Origin of the sequence: Aeromonas sp. 600886 (assembly GCF_049174935.1) — a bacterium.
Taxonomy (GTDB): Bacteria; Pseudomonadota; Gammaproteobacteria; order Enterobacterales; family Aeromonadaceae; genus Aeromonas; species Aeromonas veronii_A.
In genome coordinates this window covers 61,502-86,391 of sequence record NZ_JAAKUB010000008.1, presented here as the reverse complement: position 1 = coordinate 86,391, position 24,890 = coordinate 61,502, and the positions used below count along the sequence as shown (strand labels likewise).

Sequence of the window (24,890 nt, the reverse complement as noted above, 5' to 3'; positions counted from 1 at the left end):
ATCAAGATGAAAAAAGCAGTCGTGGTTTTCAGTGGCGGTCAGGACAGCACCACCTGTCTGGTACAGGCATTGGCCCGGTATGATGAAGTGCACGCCATCACCTTCGACTATGGCCAGCGCCATCGGGAAGAGATCGACACCGCGCGTCGTCTGGGCAGTGCTCTGGGGATCGCCGCCCACAAGGTGATGGATGTGACGCTGCTCAATGAGCTGGCGGTCTCTGCCCTGACCCGTGACGACATCCCGGTCAGCTGCGAGCTGCAGGATAATGGCCTACCCAACACCTTCGTGCCGGGTCGCAATATCCTGTTCCTGACCCTGGCTTCCATCTATGCCTATCAGGTGGGCGCCGAAGCGGTGATCACCGGTGTCTGCGAGACCGACTTCTCCGGCTATCCCGATTGCCGTGACGAGTTTGTCAAGGCCCTCAATCAGGCGGTGTCGCTGGGGCTGGATCGCGGCATCCGTTTTGAAACTCCCTTGATGTGGCTCGACAAGGCCGAAACCTGGGCACTGGCGGATCACTATGGTCACCTCGACACGGTGCGCCAGCAGACCCTGACCTGCTACAACGGCATTGCCGGTGACGGTTGCGGCACGTGTCCTGCGTGTGAACTGCGCAGTCGCGGTCTGAACAACTATCTGGCCGACAAGGCGGGTATCATGGCCAGACTGTTTGAGAAAACCGGGCTGGGCGAGAAAAGCGCAGAGTGAGCCTGCGTCTTGCCGTGGCTTGGGGTATAATCCGCGACTTTTGCAACAAGCCGTGATCGAGATGCACTACCCAATCAACGAGATTTTCCAGACCATCCAGGGGGAGGGCATCTTTACCGGCCTGCCCGCCATCTTTGTTCGCCTGCAGGGTTGCCCGGTGGGCTGCCCCTGGTGCGATACCCGTCATACTTGGGTTGTTGATCCGGCTCGTGAAGTGGGTAAGGCGGCGGTACTGGATGGTTCCAACGAATCCGATTGCTGGAGCCAACTCAGCACCGCGCAGATTATCAAGAGTTTTGGCGATCTGGGTTATCAGGCACGCCATGTGGTGATCACCGGTGGGGAACCCTGCCTCTACGATCTGCACGAACTCTCGTCAGCATTACTGGCGGCGGGTTATCAGGTGCAGATTGAAACCAGTGGCACCAGCGAGATCAAGACTCATGAGCAGACTTGGGTAACCGTCTCCCCCAAGATCGGTATGAAAGGGGGGCTGCCTGTGCTGGTCTCGGCGCTGGAGCGTGCCAACGAGATCAAGCATCCGGTGGCCACCGAGCACCATATTGAAGAGCTGGATGCGCTGCTCGCTACCGCTACCCTGCGCCCGGACGTGGTCATTGCCTTGCAGCCGATCAGCCAGAAACCACGGGCCACCCAATTGGCGATGGATACCTGTATCGCGCGTAACTGGCGACTCTCAATCCAGACTCATAAATATCTGGATATCGATTAATATGGATTGGCTATCCGACGAACAGGTACTGCTGACCCTGACCAACAAGATGCCTTACGGTAAATATCAGGGTCGACGTATCATCGATATTCCCGAGCCCTATCTGGTGTGGATGGCGCGCAGCGGTTTTCCGGCGGGTAAATTGGGCCAGACGCTAGCGTTGGCTTACGAAATCAAACTCAATGGACTCGAGTCCATGATTATTCCCATTATTAACAGGATGTCGGTATGAGAATATATACGAGGCAGGGCGACAAGGGCATGACCCGGCTGGCCGATGGTATCCCATTGCCCAAGGATCATTTGCGGGTCGAGACCTACGGTTATATCGATGAGCTCAACTCCCATATTGGTTTGTTGATTTGTGACGTCCCATCGCAAGAGGTCGGCTTATTGGCTGATTTACAGCTGTTGCAACAGGAGTTGTTTGATCTGGGGGGCGAGTTGGCATTCTCCAGCGACGCCCAGAATGAATCGATTTGGCAGGTTAATGCCGCTTGGACAACTCGCCTTGAACAGCAGATAGATCGTTATAGTGAGCCATTGCCACCGCTGCGCCAATTTATATTGCCCGGTGGTTCCCGTGCTGCGGCGCAAGCGCATGTGGTGCGCACTCTGGTGCGTCATTGCGAGCGCTTGCTGCTGACATTGAGCCGGGAAGAGCGGGTCAATCCCGAGGTGCTGCCCTATCTGAACCGGATGAGTGACTGGTTCTTTACCGTTGCCCGCTATCTCATCTGCGTGGCAGGGGAGCGTGAAGTGCTGTGGGTCAAGGCAGCAGATCGCCCGCAATCAGCTATCTGATATTTCACGTTTAAGCGGCAATAAAAAACCTCGCCTTGGCGAGGTTTTTTATTAGCAACGAGATTGAGATCAGATAGCAAAGTCTTCCAGTGATTTGCCTGCTGCCACTGCGCTGGCAATGACCGAAGGCATACGGCCCTGGCCGGTCCAGGTTTTCTCTACGCCATTATCCTGATAGCGATATTTGGCCGGACGTGGCGCCCGCTTGGCTTTTTCTGATTTGCCGGGGTTGGTAGCGACAGCGCTTACCAATTCTGCCGGGTCAATACCGGCGGCTTTCAGCATTTCGCTATATTCGTTAATTTTCCGCAGATGCTCTTCACGGGCCTGACGCTCGGCAGCTTCATCTTGCTGACGTTCAGCAACGATAGTAGAGAGTTTTTCCAGTGCCTCTTCCAGTTGTTCCAGAGAAAGCTCGCGGCAGGTCGCACGCAGACTGCGGATATTAAGCAGTACCTTTAAAAATTCATTCATAGGAGTTACCACGTCGAGTCAGAGAAAAATATTATGTTCCAGCTGATTCTTGCTTGGTGATTTAAATAAGTCAAGCCGGGTTAAATATTATATCCGTGGGGAACATCAATACAGATATTTAATATGGCCTGCAATAGGCTAGGTGATTGGATGCCAATGAAGCCGCAGTAGGTGAAAATAGCGTCAAAGTTGGCGTTGTTGCATCATTTGACTACCATTTTCCGACCTTGATTTGTTTATTATGATTATTTAATCAAAAAACTTGCTATAAGCTGCCATCTCGATAAAATGTGCATCGAATACCTTTAAGTAGAGGCGCGCTGCCTATGAGTATTTGTGCGGAGGGTGATGCCTGTGATGCACAAGGAAAGGAGTCAGCGCCGAAGTGGCCAGGCCATCATACCGGGCTGCTGGTTCTGCATCTAATAGGTGCAGGACTGCCATAGTCATCCACTATGGAGCGCTACCTGAAGGGGCTGAGGAGTATAACCTCCCCATAGGTTTTGTTTCTTTAGATCCTCTCGGTAGATCTCCACCTGTAATCTTTAGGTGCAAAGAGATCATGGACATTAGTCATTTCGCCGACTCCGGTTGGTCCGTTCTTCCCCCCCTGTTGGCTGTCGCGCTGGCGATCATGACCCGCCGCGTGCTGCTGTCCCTTGGTGTGGGCATCGTCACCGGCAGTTTGCTGCTCAATCAGTTTTCACCCCTCGAATCCCTGCATTACATGTTGAATACCGTGCTCAAGATCTTCTGGGTCGATGGCGCGCTCAATCGTGACAATGTCAACATGATCCTGTTTATGCTGCTGCTGGGTGGCCTCATCAGCCTGATGAGCGTCTCCGGGGCGACCCGTGCCTTTGCCGAGTGGGCCGAGCGTCGTGCCAAGACCCGCAAGGGCGCCAAAGCCCTGACTGGCATGATGGTGTTTGCCTTCTTTATCGATGACTTCTTCCACAGCCTGTCGGTGGGGGCCATCTGCCGTCCGGTGACCGACCGCTTCCAGATCTCTCGTGCCAAACTGGCCTATCTGCTGGACTCCACCGCGGCGCCAGTCTGCGTGCTGATGCCCATCTCCTCCTGGGGCGCCTATATCATCGCCCTGGTTGGCGGCATCATGGCGGCCCACGGTCTGACTGAACAGAGCCCCATCGCGGCATTTGTCGAGATGATCCCGATGAACCTCTACGCCGTCTTCACCCTGATCATGGTGCTGGTGGTGATCGCCTGTCAGCTGGATATCGGCCCGATGCGTCAACATGAAGCGTGGGCGCTGGAAGGCAAGCTGTGGGATGAGTCCAAGGGCCGCCCCATCGGTCTGGATATGGAGAGCCCGGAAGAGAGCAACGGCGGCATGATCGACATGGTGCTGCCGATCCTGACCCTGACCGCCGCCACCATCTATTTCATGATCGATTCCGGTGCTGCGGTGCTGAGCGAGAAAGGTCTGCCGTTCAGCGTGCTCGGCTCGTTCGAAAACACCAACGTCGGCTCTTCGCTGGTCTACGGTGCCCTGTGCAGTCTGGTGGTCTCCATCGGTCTGGCGATGCGCCTGAAGCTGGGTGCCAAAAACTGGATCAAGGCCGCTCCGCAGGGCGTCATGGCCATGCTGCCAGCCATCAACATCCTGCTGTTTGCCTGGACCATAGGTGCCGTGGTGCGCGACGTGGAGACCGGCAAGTACCTGGCTTCGCTGGCTAACGGCAACCTGCCGATCGAAGTGCTGCCTGCTGTGGTCTTTATCCTCTCCTGTGCCATGGCGTTTGCCACCGGTACCAGCTGGGGTACCTTCGGCATCATGCTGCCGCTGGCCGGTGACATGGCTGCCGCCAGCGACATCAGCCTGATGTTGCCGATGCTGGCCGCGGTACTGGCTGGCTCGGTGTTCGGGGATCACAGCTCACCCATCTCCAGCACCAGCATCCTCTCTGCCACCGGTGCCGGCTGCCATCACATCGATCACGTGATGACCCAGCTGCCTTATGCACTGGCCATCGCCTTTGGCGCGGCCATCGGTTACCTGGCGATGGGCTTGATGCACTCCAGCCTGGCCGGTTTCAGCGTCAGCGCCCTCTGGTTTGTGCTCTTTACCGGTTATCACCTGAAAAAGGCCAAAGCGCGGCCAGAGCTGGCCACCGCGTAACATTTTAGAGCAAGGGGCCCGCGGGCCCCTTGGTTTTGTCAGGGGCTTTGGTTAGCATGCGCCCCATAAATTCAGTTTCGGAACAGTATCATGGCTTCACTGCACTACAAATTTGCCACCATGAATTCAGGCAAATCCACCCAGCTCATTCAGGCGCACTTCAACTATCTGGAGCGGGGCATGCATCCTCTGGCGATGACGCCAGCCATCGATGACCGTTTCGGGGTCGGGGTGATCAGTGCCCGAGTTGGCCTTGAACTGAAGGTGGACGTGTTCAGCGACAGCTGTGATCTATTTGAGATGGTGAAAGCGCGCCATGCAAAGAAACATATCGATGTCTTTATCGTGGACGAGGCCCAGTTCTTGACCCGTGAGCAGGTCTACCAGCTGGCCCGCATCGTCGATGAGCAGGATATTCCGGTGATGGCCTATGGCCTCAAGACCGATTTTCGCGGCGAGCTGTTCCCAGGCTCCTACCATCTGCTCTGTCTGGCCGACAAGTTTGAAGAGCTGAAGAGCATCTGCTGGTGCGGCAACAAGGCTCACATGAACTCCCGGGTCAACAAAGCGGGGCAGGTGATGCGTGATGGCGAACAGGTGGAGATCGGCGGCAACGATCGCTATGTATCGCTCTGTCGCAAACACTATCTGGAAGGTCGGGCCTACAAGTAATTCGGCTGCGATATCTGAATCGTCGAGAAGGGCGCCAATCTGGCGCCCTTTTTATTTTCCCCTGTCCCGTCCTGAATATGGTTTACACCTTTCCCCCCAATAAATGGAGAACCCGATGGGACAAGGTGTGAAACGGACACAGCGCGATTACTCGCTGACTTTTAAACTGGCACTGGTCGAGCAGATTGAAAAAGGCGAGCTCACCTACAAACAGGCTCAGGTGCGTTATGGCATTCAGGGCCGCTCCACCGTTCTGGTATGGTTGCGTAAACATGGTCGGCAAGATTGGAGCCAGGGGGCTTCTGTGCGCGCCGGCAGGAGCATCACCATGCCTGACCCCGACAACCAGACGCCCGAACAGCGCATCAAGGAACTTGAGCAACAGCTGGCGCTGATGAGCCAGAAGGCCCAGTTCTTTGAGGCCGTCGTCGATGTACTGAAGAATGACTACGGCGTCTCCATCGTAAAAAAGCGACCCGGCAAGTCCTCTCGCAGCGGCAAGTAGAGAGGCTGACCATTGTCAGGGCTTGCCTGTTTCTGGGGATAAGCCGGCAGGCTTACTACAAGCGCAATCGGGTCGCCGACGAGCGCCATGCACAAGGGCTGCAGGTGGTGCGCTTTGTGCGTCAGGTTCGACTGCGACAACCGCGGGTGGGTACTCGCAAGCTGCATTATCTGCTCCAGGGTCAGGATGATGGCGGGCTCAAGGTCGGGCGTGACAGGCTGTTTCGGATATTGGCTGAGCACCGCCTGCTGGTGCTACCCAGACGAGCTTATCACAAGACCACCCACAGTTTTCACCGTTTCTACCGTCATCCCAACTTGCTCAAGGCGGGGCCAGAGCAGGTCACGCCGGTGGCCCCGGAGCAGGTCTGGGTCGCAGATATCACCTATCTGCCAGCTAGGAGCGGACCGCTGTACCTGAGCCTGGTGACGGATGCCTACTCACGCAAGATAGTGGGCCATCACGTGCACGAAGGGATGCACGCCGAGTCGGTGGCGATGGCGTTCAAGAAAGCGCTGAAGCAACGACGTGGCGACGGTGAACTCATCCATAACTCGGACCGCGGCGTGCAGTATTGCTCGGGGCTGTATCAGTCATTACATGAACGGTACGGGGTGAAATGCTCGATGACGGATGGGTATGACTGTTACCAGAATGCGTTGGCGGAGCGGGTGAACGGGATTTTGAAAGGAGAGTTATTGTTGCAAAGCCCGCAGGATTTGACGCAAGCGCGGGAAATGGTGCGTGAAGCGGTGGATATTTACAACGCGGAGCGGCCGCATCATGCGTTGAAATACAGAACCCCCGATGCGGTACATAGAGGGTTCTGAGTAGAAAAATGCTAGTTGAAAATGTGTAAACCTATTTCAGGACTATCGCTGTGGTTCAGTCGATCTCGATATCCACCGGCGCAATGATGGGGTCGGCCACCGGCAGGCGTTGAAACAGCTGGCGAAAATGGTGCTGTACCCGGCCTATATCGACCAGTGACATGCCGGAGGCAAAACCGAACCAGACATAGAGGCCGGTGAGATCGCGAAACATCGGTGGCAAATAGCGGGGAGCGGCGATCAGCCCCTCCAGATAGTGCTGATAGAGCACCGGAATGTCATCCAGTGTCACCTTGCCGACAAACAGCATCGGCAGGATCTCGGGCACCCCTTCCAGCACGGCGCTGCGGATAAAGTTGACCGTCTCCACATAGCCACGCACGTAGGAGAGATCCTTGGTAAAGCAGGCGCCGCCGCCCACCATGCCGCCACGAAAGACCCGCTGGGTGATCTTGTAGGCGTCGTGCTCGCTGGTGCCCTGCTGCACGAAGTGCTGAAACACCTCGATAAAATCGGCGCCACGCTCGGCCATGTCGATGGCCATCACCCGATCGGAGATACGCTTGGCCCGATCCGGAAAGGAGCTGAAGGTGAGGGTCTCTATCAGGACGGCCAGCCCCTCCTGACAGGCGGTGATCCGCGGTGAACCGGCGCTCAGCCAAGTGGCATAGGGCTGCTGGCGACCGTTGAGGGTGGTGCCGACATGGACCCACCCCTCGTGTACCTCCAGCACCTGCAAGTCCAGCTCGGAGAAACGGGCGTGGGAGTTGAGCTTGATGTAGTCGCCACCGGCAGCGGCATCGGAGACAATCCCATCGCTCAGCTTCACCTGCACAGTGCCGTCACTGAAGTAGCTCGACAGCTTGCCCTGCAGTTTGGCGACCGCGGCTTCTCCTTCGAACTCCTTGGGGTAGGGGCGCACCAGATGGCGCGCGCCGGGCAGGGAGAAGATATCGCACAGGCGGGCGCCCAGCTCCTTGAGAGTCTTGCGATCCCCGCGCAGGTGATCGCTGGCAGAGCCATAAAGCAGCTGGCTGTAACGCTGAAAATCGGGTTGGCCCCGCTGGCGCAGCATCTCGATCACCACCATGTACTGATCGACCGTCTCTTGCAGGATCCGGCCAAGATCGTCCTGTGGCCCCAGTTTTCTGCGGATCCGGTCCCGCAGCTCCTTGAGCTCCAGATACTTGTTGCGCGGATCGAAGCCGAGGGGGAGGGCATCATAGAAGTGCCTGTCGATAGCGGGCAGCTCCCTGCCACCGCTTGCCAGAAAGCGATCCTGCAGATGGCGTGGCCATTTGATGGCATCCAGAATGCGGATGGGTTTTTGCAGGGTGAGCAGCTCATCCGAGAGTGATTTCAGATGAAGGCGATACTTTTCTTGGATAGTCATGGGGCCCCCTGTGGGGCAAGCGTCATCGTGGATTTGGCTGAGTATATGCATAGCGCTTGCCAAAAAGAAGCGAGCCGCAGGGTTATCGGGTTGGCGTGCTTTTTGTTGATAGCAAATTGGTTTAGACTGCGCCCCTTGATCCCAATCTTGTCGTGGAAATGATGAATATCCCCAGCTCCGAAATGATAATGCGTTGGTTGCAACAGGCTCGTATCGAGCATTATGTCTGCGACCAGTGTCACGGTATCCACATTGTCTCTTTGCAGTCGGTCGATGGTATTCAGGAGAGCCGGATCTTCGTGGAAGAGGAAGGCCTGCTGTTCTCCTCCGAGCTGGAAGTGCGCCCCTCCGCAATGCTGCCGCTGGTTGCCGAACTGGGCCGACTCAATATGCAGTACCCCTCCCTCAAGGTGTTCCTCGATATCATCGACGACAACCTGCCGCGGCTGGTGGTCGGCCACACTGTCTTTACCAAGGCCGGACTCAGCGTCGAGCAGTTCCTGCTGTTCGTGCAAAGCACCATCGCTGCCACCCACGAATTGGTTGCCGAATGCGAACGTTCCGGCTTCCTCAACCTGCCGGAAATTCAGGTTGCACCGGAATCTGTGCATTAAGTGTTCGAACGGTTCGCCAGGTGAAAAAAGCCGTTGACGCGGGCGGGGCTTTCCCCTAAATTACGCCCCGTTCCAGCGCAACAGCGTAGCGAACACAGTGTTGGCTGAACACGTTAAACCACAGACCAAAATTTGGTGAGGTGTCCGAGTGGCTGAAGGAGCACGCCTGGAAAGTGTGTATACGGCAACGTATCGAGGGTTCGAATCCCTCCCTCACCGCCAAATTGCAAAGCACTGATGGAAACATCAGTGCTTTCGTTTTATGGCGCAATCCCCAGCGTGGTTGCTGGCATAGGAATGCGAATCTTCGTTCTTGATGGCGCATCAGGCTGAACCGCTTGGGCAATCGCAGTGAAATGCCTCGGTGACTTTGACGCCACGGCCAAGCCATTGGTCGATCCTTTTAAAGTTTCCGCCCAATTCAGTAAAAGGGCCTCTCGCAAGAGAGGCCCTTTTCATTGCTCGCTGATTTGCCCTGCTCGGTACTTGAAAGGCATTCCGTGGTGATACGGGTTAATGCTCCACAGTCAGCGGATCCGGGGGCAGGTTCAGATGCTTGGTGATGGCCTGATAGAGCTGGGGGTAGTTATCGTCAAAATGGTGTCCTCCCGGCAGGGTGATGCTGGTGACGTTGGGTTGGTTGAGACGAGGGCAGAGGCGGTCGCCGTCATCGTCATCGGCTCCTTGCAGGCAGAGCATCGGCAGATCGCGGATGGTCTTCACCTGCGGTTCGGTCGGGTAGCTGCGGGTCTTGTGGGTCAGCATGTCGCTGACGTGGATCTCGAAATCCGAGCTGGTAGAGGGGGAGAGCATCACGGCCCCGACTAGTCCCTGACGATAGTGCTCCGGCAACCGGTTGATGACGAAGGGGACAATCTCGGCACCAAACGAGAAGCCGACCAGCAGCCAGCGGGGACGCTGCCAACGAGTCTGGTAATCATCGAGGATCCGCTCCAGATCGGCGGTCACCTGCTCCGGGGTTTTCTTCTTCCAGTAGTAGGTGAGGGAGCTCCAGCCCACGACCGGCATGCCGTGCAGCTGAAACTGGGCGCTCAACCCCTTGTCGAGGGCTGCCCAGCCACCATCGCCGCTGAGAAAGATCACCATGGGGGACTCGGATGGCTGCTTGACCGGCAGCTCAATCAGGCTCAGGTCATCCTTGACCGGGGCGGCGTGCGCCGCAAAAGACGAAACGGGCAGTACGAGACTGAGTAACAGCAAAATCAAGGCTCTCATTGGCTATGCTCCTATTTCTTGATCAGCCCCAGCGGGCCGCGGCTAATCAGGGTGATCAGGTGAGTCAGGGTTCTGGGCAGTACCAGCTTGCTGCTGCAGAGCAGGTAGCGGGGTTCCCAGCGGGGCGAAAATTTCTCCTTGTAGCGTCTGAGCCCCTGAAAGTTGTAAAAACGGCTGCCACGCACAAACAGGGTATTGCCAAGTCGGGCCCAGTAGCTGTTGAGCGGGTGATCGTTGAAGCCGGACATGGGAGCCATCCCCAGATTGAAGCTGGCGTACCCTTGCGCCTTGCCCCACAGCAGCAGCTCGACAAAGAGAAAATCCATGATGGGGGCGGTGCCGGTATCCAGGCTGTAACGCATCAGATCGATGGAGAGCATCTCCTTGTTATCGCTCACCCAGAGGTTGGCAAAGCCGACAATCTGCCCCTCGTGCCAGACCAGTGCAGCCGGGCTTAAGGTCAGGTAGTCAGGCTCGAAGCGGCCGACCGAGAAGCCCTTCTCCTTGCCCATCTTGCTCTGCAGCCAGGTATCGGAGACGGTCTGCAATCTGGGCAGCAGGGGAGCCACGGCGCTCGCCTCGACCACCTCGAAGGTCAACCCTTCCCGTTTGCCCTTGGCGTGGCTCTGGCGCAGGTTGCGCAGCCGGCTGCCCGCCAGATCGAAGGTAGCCAGATCGACCATCGCCTCTTCACCGAGCTTGAAGGGGATCAGCCCCAGCTCCAGATAGAGTGGCAGATAGCGGGCCGAGACCTGATAAAAGACCGGATTGGCGTCGTGCTCATCGCACCGCTCGCGAAATTGCCAGAGCAGCTCTTCGATCTGCTCGGGGCGACCGACCGGATCCCCCATCACAATCCAGCTGTTGCCCTCGATGCCATACATCAGGAAGGCGTCGCCGGAGGAGTGGAACAGCAGGGACTTGTCCTGCAACTGGGCCAGATAGCCGTGGATCCCCCCTTCGCGTACCACCAGCTCGTGGGCGCGCGCCAGCGTCTCTTTGTCCGGCTTTTCACCGACTACGCGCAGCGGCGCAAGCAGCTGGGCAACCCCGGCCACGGCCAGCACGGCCACCACGCTCCCCATGGCGCGCAGGCCGCGGGCAGCCCCGCCGTGGGGCGAGAAGTGGAACCAGAGGGCGTGGTCATACTCCACCTGACGGTAGGAGAAGAGCAGCAGCCACAGGGCTCCCAGCAGCACGGCGCCGACCGAAATGAGCCAGCCTGGGGTGTACTGGGGATAGAGCAGCGACCCCTTGCGATAGAAGAGGGCGCGGCAGGGAGTCATGATCAGCAGGAAGCTGCCGAGCAGCAGGGCTGACTCCCAGTCCCCACCCTTGAGCAGGGAGAAGGCGATACCTAGAGCCAGCAGCAGCTGGGTGATGCGAAACGCGGCGTCGTGACGGCGATAGAGGCTGCGCGCCAGCAGGATCAGGAGAATACCACTCACGCTGCCGAGCACGTGGGAGAGCTCGAGCAGGTGGAGCGGCAGCACCTGCAGCCACACCTCGATGTGGCTGCGCATGGTCGGGATCATGCCCGAGCAGAGCAGCAGGCTGCCGGCGGCGAAGGTGCCCATGCTGATAAGGGCAGGCAGAAATTCGCGCACTGCACTCATTAGCCCCTGTAGCCGTTGCCAGCGCGCTTTTTGTTGCAGCATCTCCTGACTCGCAAAGAGCAGCAGGGCACAGAGAAAGGGAAGCAGATAATAGATGCAGCGATAGAGCAGCAGCGAGGCGAGCAGCTTGTCGGCCGGCAGGTAGTGGGCCAGCAGCAGGCTCATACTCGCTTCGAACACGCCGATCCCGCCCGGCACGTGGGCCAGTACCCCGAGGAAGCTGGCCAGCACGAAAGCACTGAGCAGCACAGGGTAGGGGACGCTATCTGCAGGCAACAGCACAAACAGCACGGCGGCGGCGGCCATCCAGTCGGCCAGCGCGACCAGCAGTTGCAACAGACGTATCCGAAAGCCCGGGAGGGTCAGGGTGTGTTTCCGCCAGGAGAGACGGTGTGTAGGCCAGCAGAGGTAGCTGGCCACCAACAGCAGAGCCATGCCGCCCGCCAGCCTGAGCAGGGTATCTGCCCATTGCGGCCAGTCAGGCAGCAACTGTGATACATCGCAGGTCAGTAGGGCGCCACCTCCCCACGCCAGCAGGCCGAGGAAAAAGGTGATGGAGCAGAACAGCACCACGCGGGCCACTTCTCCGGTGGTGAGCCCCAGTGCGGAGTAGAGGCGATAGCGTACCGAGGTGCCGGTCAGCAGGGCAAATCCCAGGGTGTTGGACAAGGTGTAGGCGATAAAGGAGGTGATGCTGACCTGTTGCCAGGGAAGGCGCTTGCCCAGCGCATGGAGCGCCAGCATGTCATAGCTGCAGAGGCAACCATAACTGAGCAGGGTCAGCAACAGGGCGCCCGCCAGTCGCGGCAGGGGTTGGGACCAGATGGCCACACGAATATCGTGCCAGTGCCATGTCTGGGTCAGGTGATACAGCACGGTCAGTGCGGTGCCGAGCAGCAGCAAGCTGCACAAGGGGCCGAGCCATTTAAGCAGATGACGCCACATGCCATGTTCCTGTGGTCATTGACCGTTTCCCGCAAAGGGAGCCGGGTCGTGGATCCGGTTTGGACGAGGGAGGCGCTCGTCAGGAAAATTTCGGGAAGAGATGGAAAGGGAGGCGTCAGCCTCCCTTGGTGCTATCAAGTGACCCGTTGGATCACTTGGTTTTCGGCGCGACTTTGACGGCAGGGGTCTTGGCGTGGGTGGCTTTATGGTGTTTTTTCACCACCTTGGTCTGGGTCGTCTGCGGCGTGGCTGTCTTGGTCGGGGTGGCCGCCATGGTGAAACCGGAAGTGAGGGCGAAGACGGCTGCCAGGGTCAGGGGAATGATCTTTTTCATGTTCAATTTCCTTATTCGGGTTGATGTTATGGAGCGTTCTCCATGACAGTCATCCTATGACGGTTGCAGCGGCCCTTCAGTGAGCGGTTGGTGACGGTTTGTATCCAAATGTACAGGCAGGGTGAGGCAGAAGCGGGCGCCGTGGTCACTGGCCAGCAGCACCACATCGCCTCCGTGATGACGGGCAATGCTGCGCACGATGGCCAGTCCCAAACCAGTGCCGCCGGTGCGACGATCCCGGCTTTGATCAAGGCGTACGAACGGCTCGAAGATCTGGGGCGCCAGCGCCGGATCGATCCCCGGTCCATCGTCGCTCACCTCCAGCAGATAGTTCTCCTGCAGCCGCGAGATGGAGAGGGTAACCTCGCTCTCGGCGTAGCGCAGAGCATTGCCGATGAGGTTCTCCACCGCGCGCGTCAGCAGACGCTGATCGCCGCACCAGGGCATCTTGATGGGAGGCAGAGCGAGGGTCAGATGTTTCTCCGGCCGCAACGCTTGCCAGTCGCCGAGGTGATGCTCTGCCCAACTGCCGAGCTCCAGTTCATCCCGCTGCAGCGGAAGCTCCGGCCTGTCCAGCTTGGCGTAGGTGAGCATCTCTTCGATCAGAGCGTCCAGCGCTCCCAGATCTCGCTCCAGCGCCTGCTGCTCCTGCTCGGCAGGGGCAGGATCGAGCATGGCAAGCCGATAGCGCAACCGGACCAGCGGGGTGCGCAACTCGTGGGCGATGGCATCGGTCAGTTGCTTGCGGCTGGCAATCATGGCCTGCAATTGGGTCGCCATTTGATCGAAGGTGCGTCCCACCCGGGCCAGGCTGCTGCCCGGTGGCAGATTGGTTCGGCAGGAGAGATCCCCATCGCCCACGCGACGTGCGGTTTGCTCCAACTGCTGCAAGCCGCGCCAGTGGGGACGCAACCACAGAAGGATGGGCAGGCCGAGGGATAGGCCGATCCCCAGCAGCAGCCCCACATCGACCCAGTGCAGCTCGTGCAGGTAGGAGAGGTAGGGAACCGGGCCGACAATCAGCACCCGATCGGTATCGGGGATGCGCTGCAGGAAGGTGTCATCCTCCTCAACGATGACAATGTTGCCGGCGGCCAGAAAGGCTTGATCCTCGCTGGCCAGGGGCTGGCGTGTCAGCTCACCGATCTTGAGGGGGAGGGTAAACTGACTGCTCTGCTCGGCCAGCCGATCGGGCCAGCGCTGTGGCGGGGTTCTTGCCAACTCGCCGGTCAACAGGCCAAGAGAGCCCTGCATCATGCGTTCGAGATAGCGATCACCCGCCCGTTCGGCGGTCACCTGATAGACCACACCAACCAGCAGGATGGCCAGGGTGAAGCAGCCGATCAGCAACAGATAGAACTGGATAAAGAGGCGGCGCATGGCGGTGCTCCCGAAAGAGGGTTATTCCCAGGCGTGGGGGACGAAGAGGTAGCCTTTCTGTCGCACCGTCTTGATCCGGGTCGGGTTGTCGGGGTTATCACCCAGTTTGCGGCGCAGGCGGGAGATGGCCACATCCATGCTGCGATCCTGACCGTCGTACTCCCGGCCGCGCAAGCTGCGAAAGAGGGCTTCCCGACTCAAGATTTGGCCCGCGTGGCAGGCGAGCTCCCACAGCAGATCAAAGTCGGCGGTCGAGAGGGCAATGCTCTCGCCATCGAGGCGCACATCTCGTCCCGGACCATCCACCCGCAGCCGACCAAATTGCAGCTGCTGGGGAACGCTGCTGGTGGCTGCCGGTTGGGTTGGTGTTTGCTGGTGCTGGCGAAATTGCACCCGAAGTCGGGCCAGCAGCACCGGTGGTGGTGTCGTTTTGAGGATGTAGTCGTTGGCGCCCAACTCCAGACTCAGGATCTGGTTCATGTCGCTGTCCAGCGAGGTGAGCATCACGATGGGGCCGTCGAAGCGCGGCCGCAGATCCCGACAGAGGGACATGCCATCCTGCCCCGGCAACATGATATCGAGCAGCACCAGATCGGGCTGTTCGGCCTCGACCCGGGCCAGCGCCATATCCCCTCTGGGCTCGAGGATCACGTCCATATCGTGGCGACCGAGCCAACTGCTGATGAGCTGGCCAATCTCGGGATCATCTTCGACAAAAAGAATGCGTTGCATAGAAAAGCTCCAACGGAAAGCAGGAGAGAAGAAGAGCGATCAGCATATCAATGGCGCTTGGGAAATACAGAAAAAGAACCGGGCAGGCTGGTGCGTGGGGGAGTGTGGCCGTGTGTATCGATGGGGAGGCGCACATCGTGACAAATGGGCAGAGCCGCGTTTATCGATCTAGAGGATGATGGCCTTGTAGACAAGGCAAGGCGCTGTCGGGCGTAAAAACAAAAAAACCGGCCAAGGCCGGTTTTTTTGTGGTGTAGACCAGAAGGTCACTGCACCAAGTCGATGTACATCCCCTTGCGGCGATTATCGACAGAATAATGGGGTGGCTGATGGGGCTCGAACCCACGACAACCGGAATCACAATCCGGGACTCTACCAACTGAGCTACAGCCACCACTAAAATCTTCATCAACACTCGCCAATCCAGAAGAAAAGGAGAGTATCAATGGCGCGCCCTGCAGGATTCGAACCTGCGACCCACGGCTTAGAAGGCCGTTGCTCTTCTAACCCCTTTACTTAGGTTACCACAAGTTACTACTAAGCGCTTTATGGTGCGGATGATAGGCTGATAAGTCGCATAAATCAACAAAATTTTATAGCTTATTGATTTGACCAACCCCCTATTAGATCTTACCATTAAGTTAACACATGGAACGTCATGTTAAAGGAGTGTTGCTTTGAGGTTGGGTGAGAATTCTCCAATAGGTAGGTCTCATGTTGTGATCATCCAGAAGTTAGCTGATGTCTCAACCATGAAGCTACCAATGTTATACTTGATTACTCCAAACGGGCTGTCTGTTTTCTGGCCTCTTGTTGAGTACTTCAAAGCTCGCCCAAATACTAGCTTGTCGTGGGCCAGACAAACGTCTAGAGCGCTGGGCCTGCTATATGATTTCTCCGTTGCTGTCGCCGATTTAGGTCTATCAAGACAAGAGCTTTTCCGGCGGTTCTCGCTGTCCCTTTGCCATGGCACTATTGATCCCGAGACCTATCAAGACAAGACAGGTCTTTATTGGGCCCCTGGTTCGGTTTCTGTGCAAAAAAAGATGTGCTCTAGCATAACTAGGTTTATCGCTTGGAAAGATGAAACCAGCAGGAAAGAGGATCCGGTTTTCCTTCGGTATTTAGAAGAAGTCCCACCTAGCCTAAGGAGGCTGCTGACGGCTAGTAAAATAATAGCCAGTAAATCCATGCTATATCACACCAAGGACGTCAACATGCTGGCGGAAGGGTTGGATAAGGCGAGGAAGTTTTTTGGTATGGAATTGGGTAATGATCCACGAGAGTCGATAGGTAACATTCGAACTGTCAACAACTTCCCTTCAGAGCTAATTCCTCAGCTAATAACACATGGCTTTATTCGTGATCCTCATGCAACTGATCCATTTGAACGAGAGGACATAACGGCCAAAATGATCACTATATTGCTTGCAGGCGGTGGGCTTAGAAAAGGGGAACCATTTCATCTCTGGTTTAATGATGTCGTGCCTGAACCTGCTAGAGGGTGCGCAGTAACCTTATTTCATCCCTCAGGCTCACAAACAGGTTTTAGAGGCAACAAACAAACCAGAGAGCAGTACCTAGCTCAGAGGAAAATGTTACCTAGAAATCGGAGTGGTGCTAGCAGAAGTCACCATGCTACTTGGAAATCTCTGGCCGTAGATAAAAAAACGCTGTCAGCGCCTGTTTATTTCATACATGAGTCGTACTCGTTCCTGTTTTGGGAAATGTATTTGCTCTACATGAACCGCTATCGTCCTTCACTAATGAAGAGTTACAAGGCTAATCACGGAACAGAACATCCATTTTTATTTGTATCTAATGGTGAAGATCGTGGGGCAGGCATCAGCTATCGAGGTGCTCCTTACTCAATGGCTGCATTCGATAAATCTTTTGAGAGGGCTCTAGGGCGGTTGGAGAAAAAACTTGGGCGGAAGTTGCCGCGTGGTCGAGATTATGGACTCAATCCGCATGCGTTACGGCACCACGTTGGACATGTAATGGCCGAAGCTGGAGTTGAGCCCCAGATAATTAAGGATGTAATGCACCATCGAACCATTGATGCTCAAGAAGTATACAAAAAACTACCACCAGATAAGGTTCAGAAGATCTTGGCCAGTTACACACTTAGCTCACAACTAAACAATATAGGAATGGTCAAATGAAATTGCGCGGTATCAGTGTAAGAAATGGCAACGCAATTGAACAAAATGATGAAATAACCCTATCTGTGATGATCATTTCTCCTTTTGCTGCATCCAAGGTTTCAAGAGAGGTTGAAAATGCGTTTGAGCGTTTGATAAAAAACTACAAAACGTGTAAATGGATGGTAACGTCTGAATTTTTTTACGCTAGATATGGGCAGTCGTACATGCCCAAAAATTTAAGAAGGCTACTTGTCCCAAAGTCAATAGTAGATAGACTTGAAAAGGATATAGCCTCTCATGGGATTGCTAATAGCCCAAAAAGTGAGCAAGCAAGAGCCACTCTCGTCAATAATATTATCACTGCTGCGAGTGAACTTCTTTTTCTGATGGAAAGGGAATACCTTAATGACGTCACTATGGAGGACTGGGAGGAGTTTTTAGCTCCTATAAGAACCGCCGACGGGGACCGGTATATTAATGATCTAAGCATTCATGATAAAGCAGGTTTAAAGGGGGTAGCTCAACTACTAACTTTAATGGTAGAAGGGTATAACTTCTCTAAGGCGATTCACGTAAAACGCTCAGATAAAGTCAACAAAGGCGAGGATCTTCTGGCTAAGCCGCCTGAGCATCTTGTTTCATGGGTTGAGCGTTGGAACCACTATATAGAATCAACTCGTAACTTTACGCTAAAAACTTATCATACTGCATTTCATCGATTTCGTATCTTCTTGGAAGATGTCTATTTTGGCACCCAAATACCATCGCCAGAAGAGTTCTTTAGCTCACAACCACCCGTAGATTTCATAGCATGGTCGGAAGCAAAGTTTCATGAAAAGTTATTTTCCAGTGAGGCCGCTCTCTGCGATTTTGTAAGATACAACACGAACTTTTCCAACTGGTTTATCGAAACCTATTTATCTGACACCGAAGAAAATGGTGATAAATTTTCTGCCGCATACCCATTAGTTCGTCCGCAAGCACTTAAATCTTTTTTTAATTCGCATAAAAGTGATTTGGATGTGCCAGGATCTTCTACCAAGGAGGTTATGCCATTATGGCTTAGAATGAGGTTAAGGGATTTGCTCTCAGGAGAAGATTATGCATGGCCAAAAACATTAAGTAGTGAATATAGTGACCATTTAACAAACGAACTAGGTGAGCCTCTCTGGTTACCTTCAGTTACATATATCTACCTGATGATGTTAGAAATTCCAGTTCGGCGTATCCAGTTGCTACGGTGTGATTCTGGAGAGGGCGATACTAAGCAATTCTCACCAGAGTTAAATAAATGGATTGCAAATAAATCAAGTACCGCTAATTTTTGGAAAAACGATCCTAAAGCTAGAGTTTATGACCGTGGTTTACTGAGAGAATCTCGCTCATTTGAAGAAAGTGACCAGAATCTGGTTCTTTACATAAACTCCAATAAAACAGCAGACAAAGATGTGGGGTTTAGTGAATTCTCTGGTTATGAAATTCCTTGGAAGCATCCCGAAATAATCCGTCTGGCAACAGAGTTAAGAGCATGGCAGGAAAAGTATAATCCGTGTTACAATCCTGTCTCTGCCAGAGAAATTCCAGATTCTGTATTTCCTCAAACAGCCAATCAGGCTATCGCAGATAGTATTCCTGACCGTTTTTATCTTTTCCGTTCGGGCATAAACTCGAAACGAAGTGCTGCAACTAGCATGGTCCCTCCAACTGAGCGTTCTCTAGTTCAGTATTGGAATCTGGCAATGGCTGAACTGGAAAAACAGCTTAATGAAGAGGGACTGGATATCCAACTTGTTCTTAATTGGAATGAGGTTGGACAACCCCAATTAGTATTCTTTACACCTCACGGATTAAGGGTTGCGGGACTAACCTCACTGGCAGAACAAGGGGTTCCAATTGATGTGCTTAGTAAGCTTGTTGCTGGGCACAAAAGCTTGACCATGACCCTCTATTACATAAAACATTCGGTAGCTCACGTCACAGAAATACTGAATGAGGCCAGTCACAATATCCTGCTAAGGGAACAGGAAGACTTTGCTCGGTGGATTAAGAGTTCTTCGTGGGATGAGGTGAAAAAATATGCAGCATACAATAGTGAAGATGCTGCAATCGCATTAAGCAGAAATTGTACTGCCATTGTCGGTATTTGGAATGCAACCCATCTAGGAATTTGCCCATACGGTGGTACGAGGTGTTACGATGGTGGAGAAGTTATTCGTAAAAATGGGAAAACTAATACTTATGGAGCGGTTTCAGATAAAGACTGTATTAATTGCCGTCATTTCATTACCGGTTCTCCTTGGAAAATGGAGTTGATAGTACACGGAAACAAATTACTACTTGAGATAGAGAAAAAGATAAAGGCAACTCAAGATGCCACCGAAAATGTGAATAAACTTCAGGTTAATTTGAGAACCGCCGTGAAGGCTGGAGAAAAGCCTGATGCAAAATTGAGGACTGATATTAACAAATTACACTCAATAATTGAGCGCCTTAGTAATGAAACAGATACTCTGATCCGTTCGCTTCATGCGACTCATAATCTCATCAGTAAAATTCGTCAGATACCAGATGGAAGTCCTGAAGGGGGGATTGATCTTGTTGTGCACTCACAAAGCCACTTCGATATAGAATATGCTGAGTCACCTAGCAATTTCAAAACACTAGATCTCGTTGTTCAGGCTAGCAGAATTTATATCAATGACCGTGATGAAAACTATGAGCGAGAACGTGATGAGGTGATGAATATTATCCTTCTAAACAACGGATATAAGCCGCTCATGATGCTACCGCTGACAATAGATGAAAAACGGAGAGTCGCAGATAGCCTGGCAAAACTGCTTGTAACTAGAGCCACAGGAGAGGAGATAGTAGCATTGCAATCAGGTAGTGTGACCCTAGAAGAGCTTGGCTTTACCCCTAGTATGCCGCGTGAAATGGCAAGACTACAGTTATCTAGTCAGATTTTGCACAAGGAAAATGATCAATGACACCCGTAACAATTAGCCAAGTAGAGGATTTGTATCAGGAATTATCAAAAAATAGAAAAGCAGACCAAAGGAAAATGCTTGCGAATATCCATGAGGTTTGTGCAAAGCTGGTAAAACAGGGTTCAACGCCTTCTGCTGCATCTGTAGTAAAAATATTAGGAACACAAGGGTATAAGATCTCGACTAGAACAATTTACAACAAACGTAATGGCCAAAATCCTTATCCCATTTTAATCGATGCTTGGATAGAGGTTCTGGCGGCGAAGAAGGTTAAGATTACTGAGACAATTGATAATGGAGTAATCCAAATTGATGAACAAGATCTAGCAAAAATTAGTGATCCAGTTCTTCAGCATAAAATGATGATATTCATTGGCCAAGTCCGCTCGCTAAAGGCTCAAAATGACGCATTGAGAAACATCGAGAAATTACCAGTTGTATCTATGGATATAGGGACTACTAATTTGGTAGCAACAATATTGAGTGAGTTGAATCGGGAAGTTATCTCAAACCTGCTCAATCAATCTAACCCGAGTTTGTCTTTCAACAATGATGGGTGTCTGATAGCTAAGCGGCCGATTCCAGCAGGAACAGTACTTTCAGATCCAGGATTAGCAGAGGCGTTGGAAGCAATTCTGGACAGTCAAGATTTAGACTATAAGCAGAAATGACTTGTACAGTTCTAGTTATCACAAGACACCGACCTCAAACCGGAGTCTTGTTTTGGCTACTTTCGGGCATACTGCCATTGGCATCAATTTTAGAGCCTATTCAATGTGCTGTAGGGTACGGCCCCTCGATCATCTAGCATAATGGTCAGTCCGCTTCTACAAATCCTCTAAAGTTCAATGAGCTCGCCTGGTTAGGAAGTAATCGATATCCCCTTTGCAACCGAGCAACCTGTCGAGACAGCCATTGCTTACATAAGTCTGATGATTGCGTAGAACTGCTAACTGCCATCGCTGACTACCACCACTTCTTAAGTGGGTCATCAAAATGGCAATCTCTTCTAGCCTTGTTCATTAACTCCCTTTTCTCTTGTTCATTCAAACTAACCAAGTTATGAGAAAACTCATTAAAAAACAGCACAGGCTTAAATAAATATTGTGTTGAGTCAAGAAATTCATGATTCACTCGCATCGAGAGATACTCAAGTTTATCAACGAACCTATTGTAAACCCAGCCACTTCTATGGCCTTTATTCCTGGCAGCCTCTGCAAGAACCTCTATCTCTCGCGTCAAGAATGAGTTAACCAGCTCAGCCTGGGCAGGAACATTTGCACACAATGTTTTAAATGAATCAACCCACCACCGCTTAAACGGAATAGAGGAAAATGCACAACTACCGCCAAGCCAGGTTGACCGATACCCAATCTCTAAATTTCGAGTCTCCTTGTTTGAAGACAAAGGGAAAAATTTTTCAATACTATCGAGTCGTGAGCAGAGACTGAAGCCTGCTGTCCCCTCTGCTTCGTATACCTCACCAGTGTTGTAGCTGCCGATATGGTGGTATAGAACCGTACCAAAGGGGGCACTGCGTTGGTCTTCTACTAACTGGTATAAAGCAAAAGACCTACAATCTCCCAGATCCCACCCAACCTTTAAATCTTTACACAGGCTAGCATTGGTAGAAAACGTACAATTGAATTCATTTATGATTTCGGAATACGTATCCATATGTCCCCCTACCTTAACTCACGTAATTAGTTATCATAAGCCTGCCTAGACCTTGATGGTAACCTTGCACTGGTCATCCTTAATCCCATAACCAGTACATCCCCAAAAGTCACCATACTGACCATTACGGATTTTCATTGGTCGTCCGCACTCAGGGCATATTTTAATTTTGCAACCACAAAGAGAATTATTGCAAACACTCTCATTCCTTGTATCAATTGATGGTGAGTGGCATTTTTCACACACTCTAGCCTTTCCTACAGGACAGCCAAAACCTGTGCTACAAGCATAGAAATCACTATACGGCCCCTTGACCAACCTTAGATAGCCATCTGTACAGTATGGGCACTTGAACCTTTTTTTTGATTCCTCACTGAATGCTTTTGAAACAACATTTATCTTGTATTTTGGCGAGAGTAACTCCGTCACAAAATCGGATGGTGCTGTAGGATTGGCAATAATGTAGACTTTCTTCCTTGCTCGGGTAATGCCTACATACAGTAGACGCCTTTCCTCAGAATGAGGATATGGGTCTAGAGATGGCAGCAGAGATTCAACTATAAGGTTGTCTTTATTTTCATTAGGGAATCCCATCTTTCCTTGAAAGAAGCCGATTAAAATTACATAGTCTGCCTCTAACCCCTTAGATTTATGAAAGCTCCAGAAGTTAACATTGCGCAAACTATTAGTCTGTTTTAATGCACTCTTAGCCTCATTTAAAAGATAGTTATAACGAGCAATAACTGCAATGCTTCCAGTCGCATCATTCTCTCTAATCTTTTGAACAACCTCAGCGACTCTTTTATTCAAACCTCCTTTTTCTGGGGATTTGTCATCAAGCAGATAAATCTGTGAATCTTCAACCACAGTATGCGTTTCTATATACTTTTTATACTGTTCAGGATTTTCCATAATGAACTGACCAGCAGTATCGGCAATGCTATTGTTATAGCGGAAGGTCTTCTGTAGTTTAGTAAGCGTGTAGCTACCAACGATTTCACCAAAGCGAGTTGTTAGCTCTAACTTTCCACCATTAAATCGATAAATTGACTGCCAATCATCACCAACGACAGTTAGTGATGGCTGTGGCCCATTTTTAATGATGGTCTGGATGAACTCCATTCGAGCTGTTGATATATCCTGGAACTCATCAACAAGTATGTATCGCCATTCAGGAATATATTTTCCAGCATTCACCTCCTGAATCGCTCTGATTATCATGTCATCAAAGTCAATTGCATTCTGTTCTCTGAGCTCACTGATATATGCATGATGAAGCAAATCCAAGATTTCTGAGAGCTTCTTGGAATGATGCACACCAGTAGCATCGAACCTACTCTGTATGGACTCTTTCGTGAGGCGTTCAACTCGAATGGATTGGAGGGCTTTTGTCAAAAGTTCACCCCAGCCTGTGATATGACCCATATCATGCAGCTTGCTGAACAATTCATCAGGAGATAATGGATTAAGAATGACACCATTATCTAACAGCTTTTTCTTGAGGTTTTCCAGTAAAACACCCTCTATCCATTCATAATGGAATGTCTCAATTAAAACAGTTTCACATTCATTATGAAGCATTCTTTTATTATTAATGGACTGATTATAAGAAACACGGTCTATATCTGGCCTGGTTCTTCCATGACGGTCTATACCAAAATGCTCAATATAAAGTTCAGGTTCTATGATTTTAAAGTCAGGGCGATAGTCAAAACCAATATCAATACGCCGTTTGGTCACATATGGAGACTCATACTTATACTCAACACCATTCTCATAAAGGAAATTTGCTATAAGGAGTTCCTGGTAACCCTTAACGAGATCACTGTTGAGGGTTCTAAATTCGTTGTCCCTGATATACGCTTCATATTCTGATTTCGACTTAAAATCAAAAGGGTTAACGGGTTCTGGGAACATGTTTATAAAGTCATAAATTCTATCGATATCTGATGATAAATACTCTTCAAGCCATGAGGTGACCCATAATTTTAGCTTTACGTCATCCTCAGTAAAAATAGATATATTGGTATCAACGTTTGAATTACGTAGAATCATCCTGCCTAACGCATGGAAAGTAGCAATATCTGGAGTCGATTCTAGCTCAATATTAGACTTCTTAGCTTTATCTTCGAGGCGTTCACTTAGTTCGCCCGCAGCAGTCTTATTATATGCAAGAACCAAGATCTCCGATGGCTTCGCTAATCCTCGGTCTATCAAATCGAGGGTCTTAGCAACCATGACAGATGTTTTTCCAGTACCAGCTGCTGCAAGCACCATATTCCTATCATTGGAGCGTAATACGCCCAAACGCTGTTCATTAGTTAATGGATTTGATTCTACTACATCAAAGAACTCTTTTCTTTTTATAAGTTGATACTCTTCGTGCTGCTCGCGTATGTATTCAATATTAAGAGGATGATATGATATTAGATTTTTTACCTTCTCTATTAGTTCAGGATTTAAATATCTTTCCCATTGTTCGCTCTGAGCCTCATAGTCGCGGCTCAATGACATACATATCTGAGCAAGATTACTCACCCAGGAATCTCTTGGGTACTCATCAAAAGCAAGACTATAAAACTCGGTAACTTTCTGCTCTATTGTTGTTGTAATATGTTTTGCTATTAATGTATTTAGCGATTCAACGAAGCTATCTGAATCAGCACATCTAATAAATTTGTGTTTTTTAGTCTTACTTCCAATTTTGTAGGTAAGTATCCCACCTAGAAATTTTCGTTCAAAAGTTGCAAAACTCCTGAAATCGGATGCAGAGTCATTTTCTAAAATAGTATCCTTTTTTAAGGATACTATTTTATCTCCCTGCACAACAATCGTATCTGAGCCAAGGATTTTCCCTATGAAATTAAATGATAGCTTGGCTATGGAATCATTCATTAACAACTCTCTAATTAATGCGTCATGAGACTTATTTACTTGCCCACAAGTTGTGGTGC

At 51.8% G+C, this 24,890-nt stretch carries 20 protein-coding genes, 2 tRNA genes and 1 riboswitch; of the genes, 12 read left to right on the top strand and 10 right to left on the bottom strand.

All coding sequences use genetic code 11. The features are described from left to right. Positions 1–6 precede the first annotated feature (6 nt). The 4 genes from queC to G5179_RS08465 all read left to right on the top strand — a co-directional run bounded on the left by queC (position 7) and on the right by G5179_RS08465 (position 2,251). A complete protein-coding gene (queC, locus tag G5179_RS08480; RefSeq protein ID WP_005359893.1) occupies positions 7–714 on the top strand; it encodes a 7-cyano-7-deazaguanine synthase QueC in 708 nt (235 codons plus the stop codon). A 61-nt stretch (positions 715–775) separates the two neighbouring features. Continuing rightward, positions 776–1,447: a 7-carboxy-7-deazaguanine synthase QueE gene (gene queE, locus G5179_RS08475; protein ID WP_421206539.1), complete on the top strand. Its 672-nt coding sequence runs from the start codon at positions 776–778 to the stop codon at positions 1,445–1,447. A 1-nt stretch (position 1,448) separates the two neighbouring features. Then, positions 1,449–1,679 (top strand): DUF3820 family protein, encoded by a 231-nt coding sequence (locus G5179_RS08470; protein ID WP_005337126.1) that lies wholly within the window; start codon positions 1,449–1,451, stop codon positions 1,677–1,679. Then, positions 1,676–2,251, top strand: a complete 576-nt coding sequence (locus tag G5179_RS08465; protein WP_106844486.1) for a cob(I)yrinic acid a,c-diamide adenosyltransferase — start codon at positions 1,676–1,678, stop codon at positions 2,249–2,251. The genes G5179_RS08470 and G5179_RS08465 overlap by 4 nt, the downstream gene beginning before the upstream one ends. A gap of 69 nt (positions 2,252–2,320) precedes the next feature. Here the strand turns inward: G5179_RS08465 and G5179_RS08460 are convergent, their stop codons facing one another. After that, complete coding sequence (locus G5179_RS08460; protein ID WP_075115902.1) at positions 2,321–2,725, bottom strand: H-NS family nucleoid-associated regulatory protein; 405 nt, start codon at positions 2,723–2,725, stop codon at positions 2,321–2,323. A 302-nt stretch (positions 2,726–3,027) separates the two neighbouring features. Then, a riboswitch (Lysine riboswitch) is annotated at positions 3,028–3,199 on the top strand. A gap of 88 nt (positions 3,200–3,287) precedes the next feature. On the opposite strand from G5179_RS08460, the gene G5179_RS08455 reads away from it, so the two are divergent. The 3 genes from G5179_RS08455 to G5179_RS08445 all read left to right on the top strand — a co-directional run bounded on the left by G5179_RS08455 (position 3,288) and on the right by G5179_RS08445 (position 6,875). Next, positions 3,288–4,868, top strand: a complete 1,581-nt coding sequence (locus G5179_RS08455) for a Na+/H+ antiporter NhaC family protein (protein WP_421258187.1) — start codon at positions 3,288–3,290, stop codon at positions 4,866–4,868. Between the two features lie 90 nt (positions 4,869–4,958). Beyond that, complete coding sequence (locus G5179_RS08450) at positions 4,959–5,540, top strand: thymidine kinase (RefSeq protein WP_421258186.1); 582 nt, start codon at positions 4,959–4,961, stop codon at positions 5,538–5,540. A 115-nt stretch (positions 5,541–5,655) separates the two neighbouring features. After that, positions 5,656–6,875 (top strand): IS3 family transposase gene (locus tag G5179_RS08445; RefSeq protein ID WP_421258185.1). Its coding sequence is split into 2 segments (ribosomal slippage): positions 5,656–6,004 and positions 6,004–6,875, totalling 1,221 coding nucleotides; the frame shifts between segments, so codons are not numbered across the junction. Positions 6,876–6,930: 55 nt separating this feature from the next. Here G5179_RS08445 and G5179_RS08440 read toward each other — a convergent pair. After that, positions 6,931–8,268 (bottom strand): flavohemoglobin expression-modulating QEGLA motif protein, encoded by a 1,338-nt coding sequence (locus G5179_RS08440; RefSeq protein WP_005337120.1) that lies wholly within the window; start codon positions 8,266–8,268, stop codon positions 6,931–6,933. A 158-nt stretch (positions 8,269–8,426) separates the two neighbouring features. On the opposite strand from G5179_RS08440, the gene G5179_RS08435 reads away from it, so the two are divergent. Further along, positions 8,427–8,882, top strand: coding sequence for a YbjN domain-containing protein (locus G5179_RS08435; protein WP_005337119.1), 456 nt, complete (start codon positions 8,427–8,429; stop codon positions 8,880–8,882). Between the two features lie 134 nt (positions 8,883–9,016). Continuing rightward, positions 9,017–9,104, top strand: a tRNA-Ser gene (locus G5179_RS08430). Between the two features lie 291 nt (positions 9,105–9,395). Here the strand turns inward: G5179_RS08430 and G5179_RS08425 are convergent. The 6 genes from G5179_RS08425 to G5179_RS08400 form a co-directional block, all read right to left on the bottom strand. Then, on the bottom strand, positions 9,396–10,118 hold the full coding sequence (locus G5179_RS08425) for an AcvB/VirJ family lysyl-phosphatidylglycerol hydrolase (protein WP_421258184.1): 723 nt from the start codon (positions 10,116–10,118) through the stop codon (positions 9,396–9,398). Positions 10,119–10,129: 11 nt separating this feature from the next. Next, positions 10,130–12,679 (bottom strand): bifunctional lysylphosphatidylglycerol flippase/synthetase MprF, encoded by a 2,550-nt coding sequence (gene mprF / locus G5179_RS08420; RefSeq protein WP_421258183.1) that lies wholly within the window; start codon positions 12,677–12,679, stop codon positions 10,130–10,132. Between the two features lie 151 nt (positions 12,680–12,830). Then, the gene (locus G5179_RS08415; protein ID WP_005359970.1) at positions 12,831–13,013 is read right to left on the bottom strand and encodes a hypothetical protein; all 183 of its coding nucleotides are present in this window, start codon (positions 13,011–13,013) and stop codon (positions 12,831–12,833) included. A gap of 54 nt (positions 13,014–13,067) precedes the next feature. Further along, positions 13,068–14,393, bottom strand: a complete 1,326-nt coding sequence (gene rstB, locus G5179_RS08410) for a two-component system sensor histidine kinase RstB (RefSeq protein WP_421258182.1) — start codon at positions 14,391–14,393, stop codon at positions 13,068–13,070. A 21-nt stretch (positions 14,394–14,414) separates the two neighbouring features. Next, complete coding sequence (rstA, locus tag G5179_RS08405; protein ID WP_139411989.1) at positions 14,415–15,125, bottom strand: two-component system response regulator RstA; 711 nt, start codon at positions 15,123–15,125, stop codon at positions 14,415–14,417. A gap of 318 nt (positions 15,126–15,443) precedes the next feature. Beyond that, a tRNA-His gene (locus tag G5179_RS08400) sits at positions 15,444–15,519 on the bottom strand. Positions 15,520–15,889: 370 nt separating this feature from the next. Between G5179_RS08400 and G5179_RS08395 the strand changes: the two genes are divergently transcribed. Genes G5179_RS08395 through gmtX form a run of 3 tightly spaced genes read left to right on the top strand, consistent with a single transcriptional unit; the run spans position 15,890 to position 20,930 of the window. After that, positions 15,890–17,290, top strand: coding sequence for a tyrosine-type recombinase/integrase (locus tag G5179_RS08395; RefSeq protein ID WP_164091218.1), 1,401 nt, complete (start codon positions 15,890–15,892; stop codon positions 17,288–17,290). Next, complete coding sequence (locus tag G5179_RS08390; RefSeq protein ID WP_236319826.1) at positions 17,287–20,259, top strand: VPA1269 family protein; 2,973 nt, start codon at positions 17,287–17,289, stop codon at positions 20,257–20,259. The genes G5179_RS08395 and G5179_RS08390 overlap by 4 nt, the downstream gene beginning before the upstream one ends. Beyond that, the gene (gene gmtX, locus G5179_RS08385; protein WP_236319824.1) at positions 20,256–20,930 is read left to right on the top strand and encodes a gamma-mobile-trio protein GmtX; all 675 of its coding nucleotides are present in this window, start codon (positions 20,256–20,258) and stop codon (positions 20,928–20,930) included. The genes G5179_RS08390 and gmtX overlap by 4 nt, the downstream gene beginning before the upstream one ends. Before the next feature lie 295 nt (positions 20,931–21,225). Here the strand turns inward: gmtX and G5179_RS08380 are convergent, their stop codons facing one another. Both G5179_RS08380 and G5179_RS08375 read right to left on the bottom strand, forming a co-directional pair. Next, positions 21,226–21,936 carry a hypothetical protein gene (locus G5179_RS08380; RefSeq protein WP_421258181.1) on the bottom strand — a complete coding sequence of 237 codons (711 nt, stop codon included), beginning with the start codon at positions 21,934–21,936 and terminating at the stop codon, positions 21,226–21,228. 45 nt (positions 21,937–21,981) lie between these two features. Next, positions 21,982–24,831: a UvrD-helicase domain-containing protein gene (locus G5179_RS08375; protein WP_236319821.1), complete on the bottom strand. Its 2,850-nt coding sequence runs from the start codon at positions 24,829–24,831 to the stop codon at positions 21,982–21,984. Positions 24,832–24,890 lie beyond the last annotated feature (59 nt).

Coding starts and splice junctions, on each gene's coding strand:
- G5179_RS08380 (WP_421258181.1), bottom strand. CDS start 21,936: ATGGATACGTATTCCGAAATCATAAATGAATTCAATTGTACGTTTTCT.
- G5179_RS08455 (WP_421258187.1), top strand. CDS start 3,288: ATGGACATTAGTCATTTCGCCGACTCCGGTTGGTCCGTTCTTCCCCCC.
- G5179_RS08460 (WP_075115902.1), bottom strand. CDS start 2,725: ATGAATGAATTTTTAAAGGTACTGCTTAATATCCGCAGTCTGCGTGCG.
- G5179_RS08450 (WP_421258186.1), top strand. CDS start 4,959: ATGGCTTCACTGCACTACAAATTTGCCACCATGAATTCAGGCAAATCC.
- G5179_RS08435 (WP_005337119.1), top strand. CDS start 8,427: ATGATGAATATCCCCAGCTCCGAAATGATAATGCGTTGGTTGCAACAG.
- queC (WP_005359893.1), top strand. CDS start 7: ATGAAAAAAGCAGTCGTGGTTTTCAGTGGCGGTCAGGACAGCACCACC.
- G5179_RS08390 (WP_236319826.1), top strand. CDS start 17,287: ATGAAATTGCGCGGTATCAGTGTAAGAAATGGCAACGCAATTGAACAA.
- G5179_RS08425 (WP_421258184.1), bottom strand. CDS start 10,118: ATGAGAGCCTTGATTTTGCTGTTACTCAGTCTCGTACTGCCCGTTTCG.
- rstB (WP_421258182.1), bottom strand. CDS start 14,393: ATGCGCCGCCTCTTTATCCAGTTCTATCTGTTGCTGATCGGCTGCTTC.
- G5179_RS08440 (WP_005337120.1), bottom strand. CDS start 8,268: ATGACTATCCAAGAAAAGTATCGCCTTCATCTGAAATCACTCTCGGAT.
- G5179_RS08465 (WP_106844486.1), top strand. CDS start 1,676: ATGAGAATATATACGAGGCAGGGCGACAAGGGCATGACCCGGCTGGCC.
- G5179_RS08395 (WP_164091218.1), top strand. CDS start 15,890: ATGTTATACTTGATTACTCCAAACGGGCTGTCTGTTTTCTGGCCTCTT.
- G5179_RS08415 (WP_005359970.1), bottom strand. CDS start 13,013: ATGAAAAAGATCATTCCCCTGACCCTGGCAGCCGTCTTCGCCCTCACT.
- rstA (WP_139411989.1), bottom strand. CDS start 15,125: ATGCAACGCATTCTTTTTGTCGAAGATGATCCCGAGATTGGCCAGCTC.
- G5179_RS08470 (WP_005337126.1), top strand. CDS start 1,449: ATGGATTGGCTATCCGACGAACAGGTACTGCTGACCCTGACCAACAAG.
- gmtX (WP_236319824.1), top strand. CDS start 20,256: ATGACACCCGTAACAATTAGCCAAGTAGAGGATTTGTATCAGGAATTA.
- queE (WP_421206539.1), top strand. CDS start 776: ATGCACTACCCAATCAACGAGATTTTCCAGACCATCCAGGGGGAGGGC.
- mprF (WP_421258183.1), bottom strand. CDS start 12,679: ATGTGGCGTCATCTGCTTAAATGGCTCGGCCCCTTGTGCAGCTTGCTG.
- G5179_RS08375 (WP_236319821.1), bottom strand. CDS start 24,831: ATGAATGATTCCATAGCCAAGCTATCATTTAATTTCATAGGGAAAATC.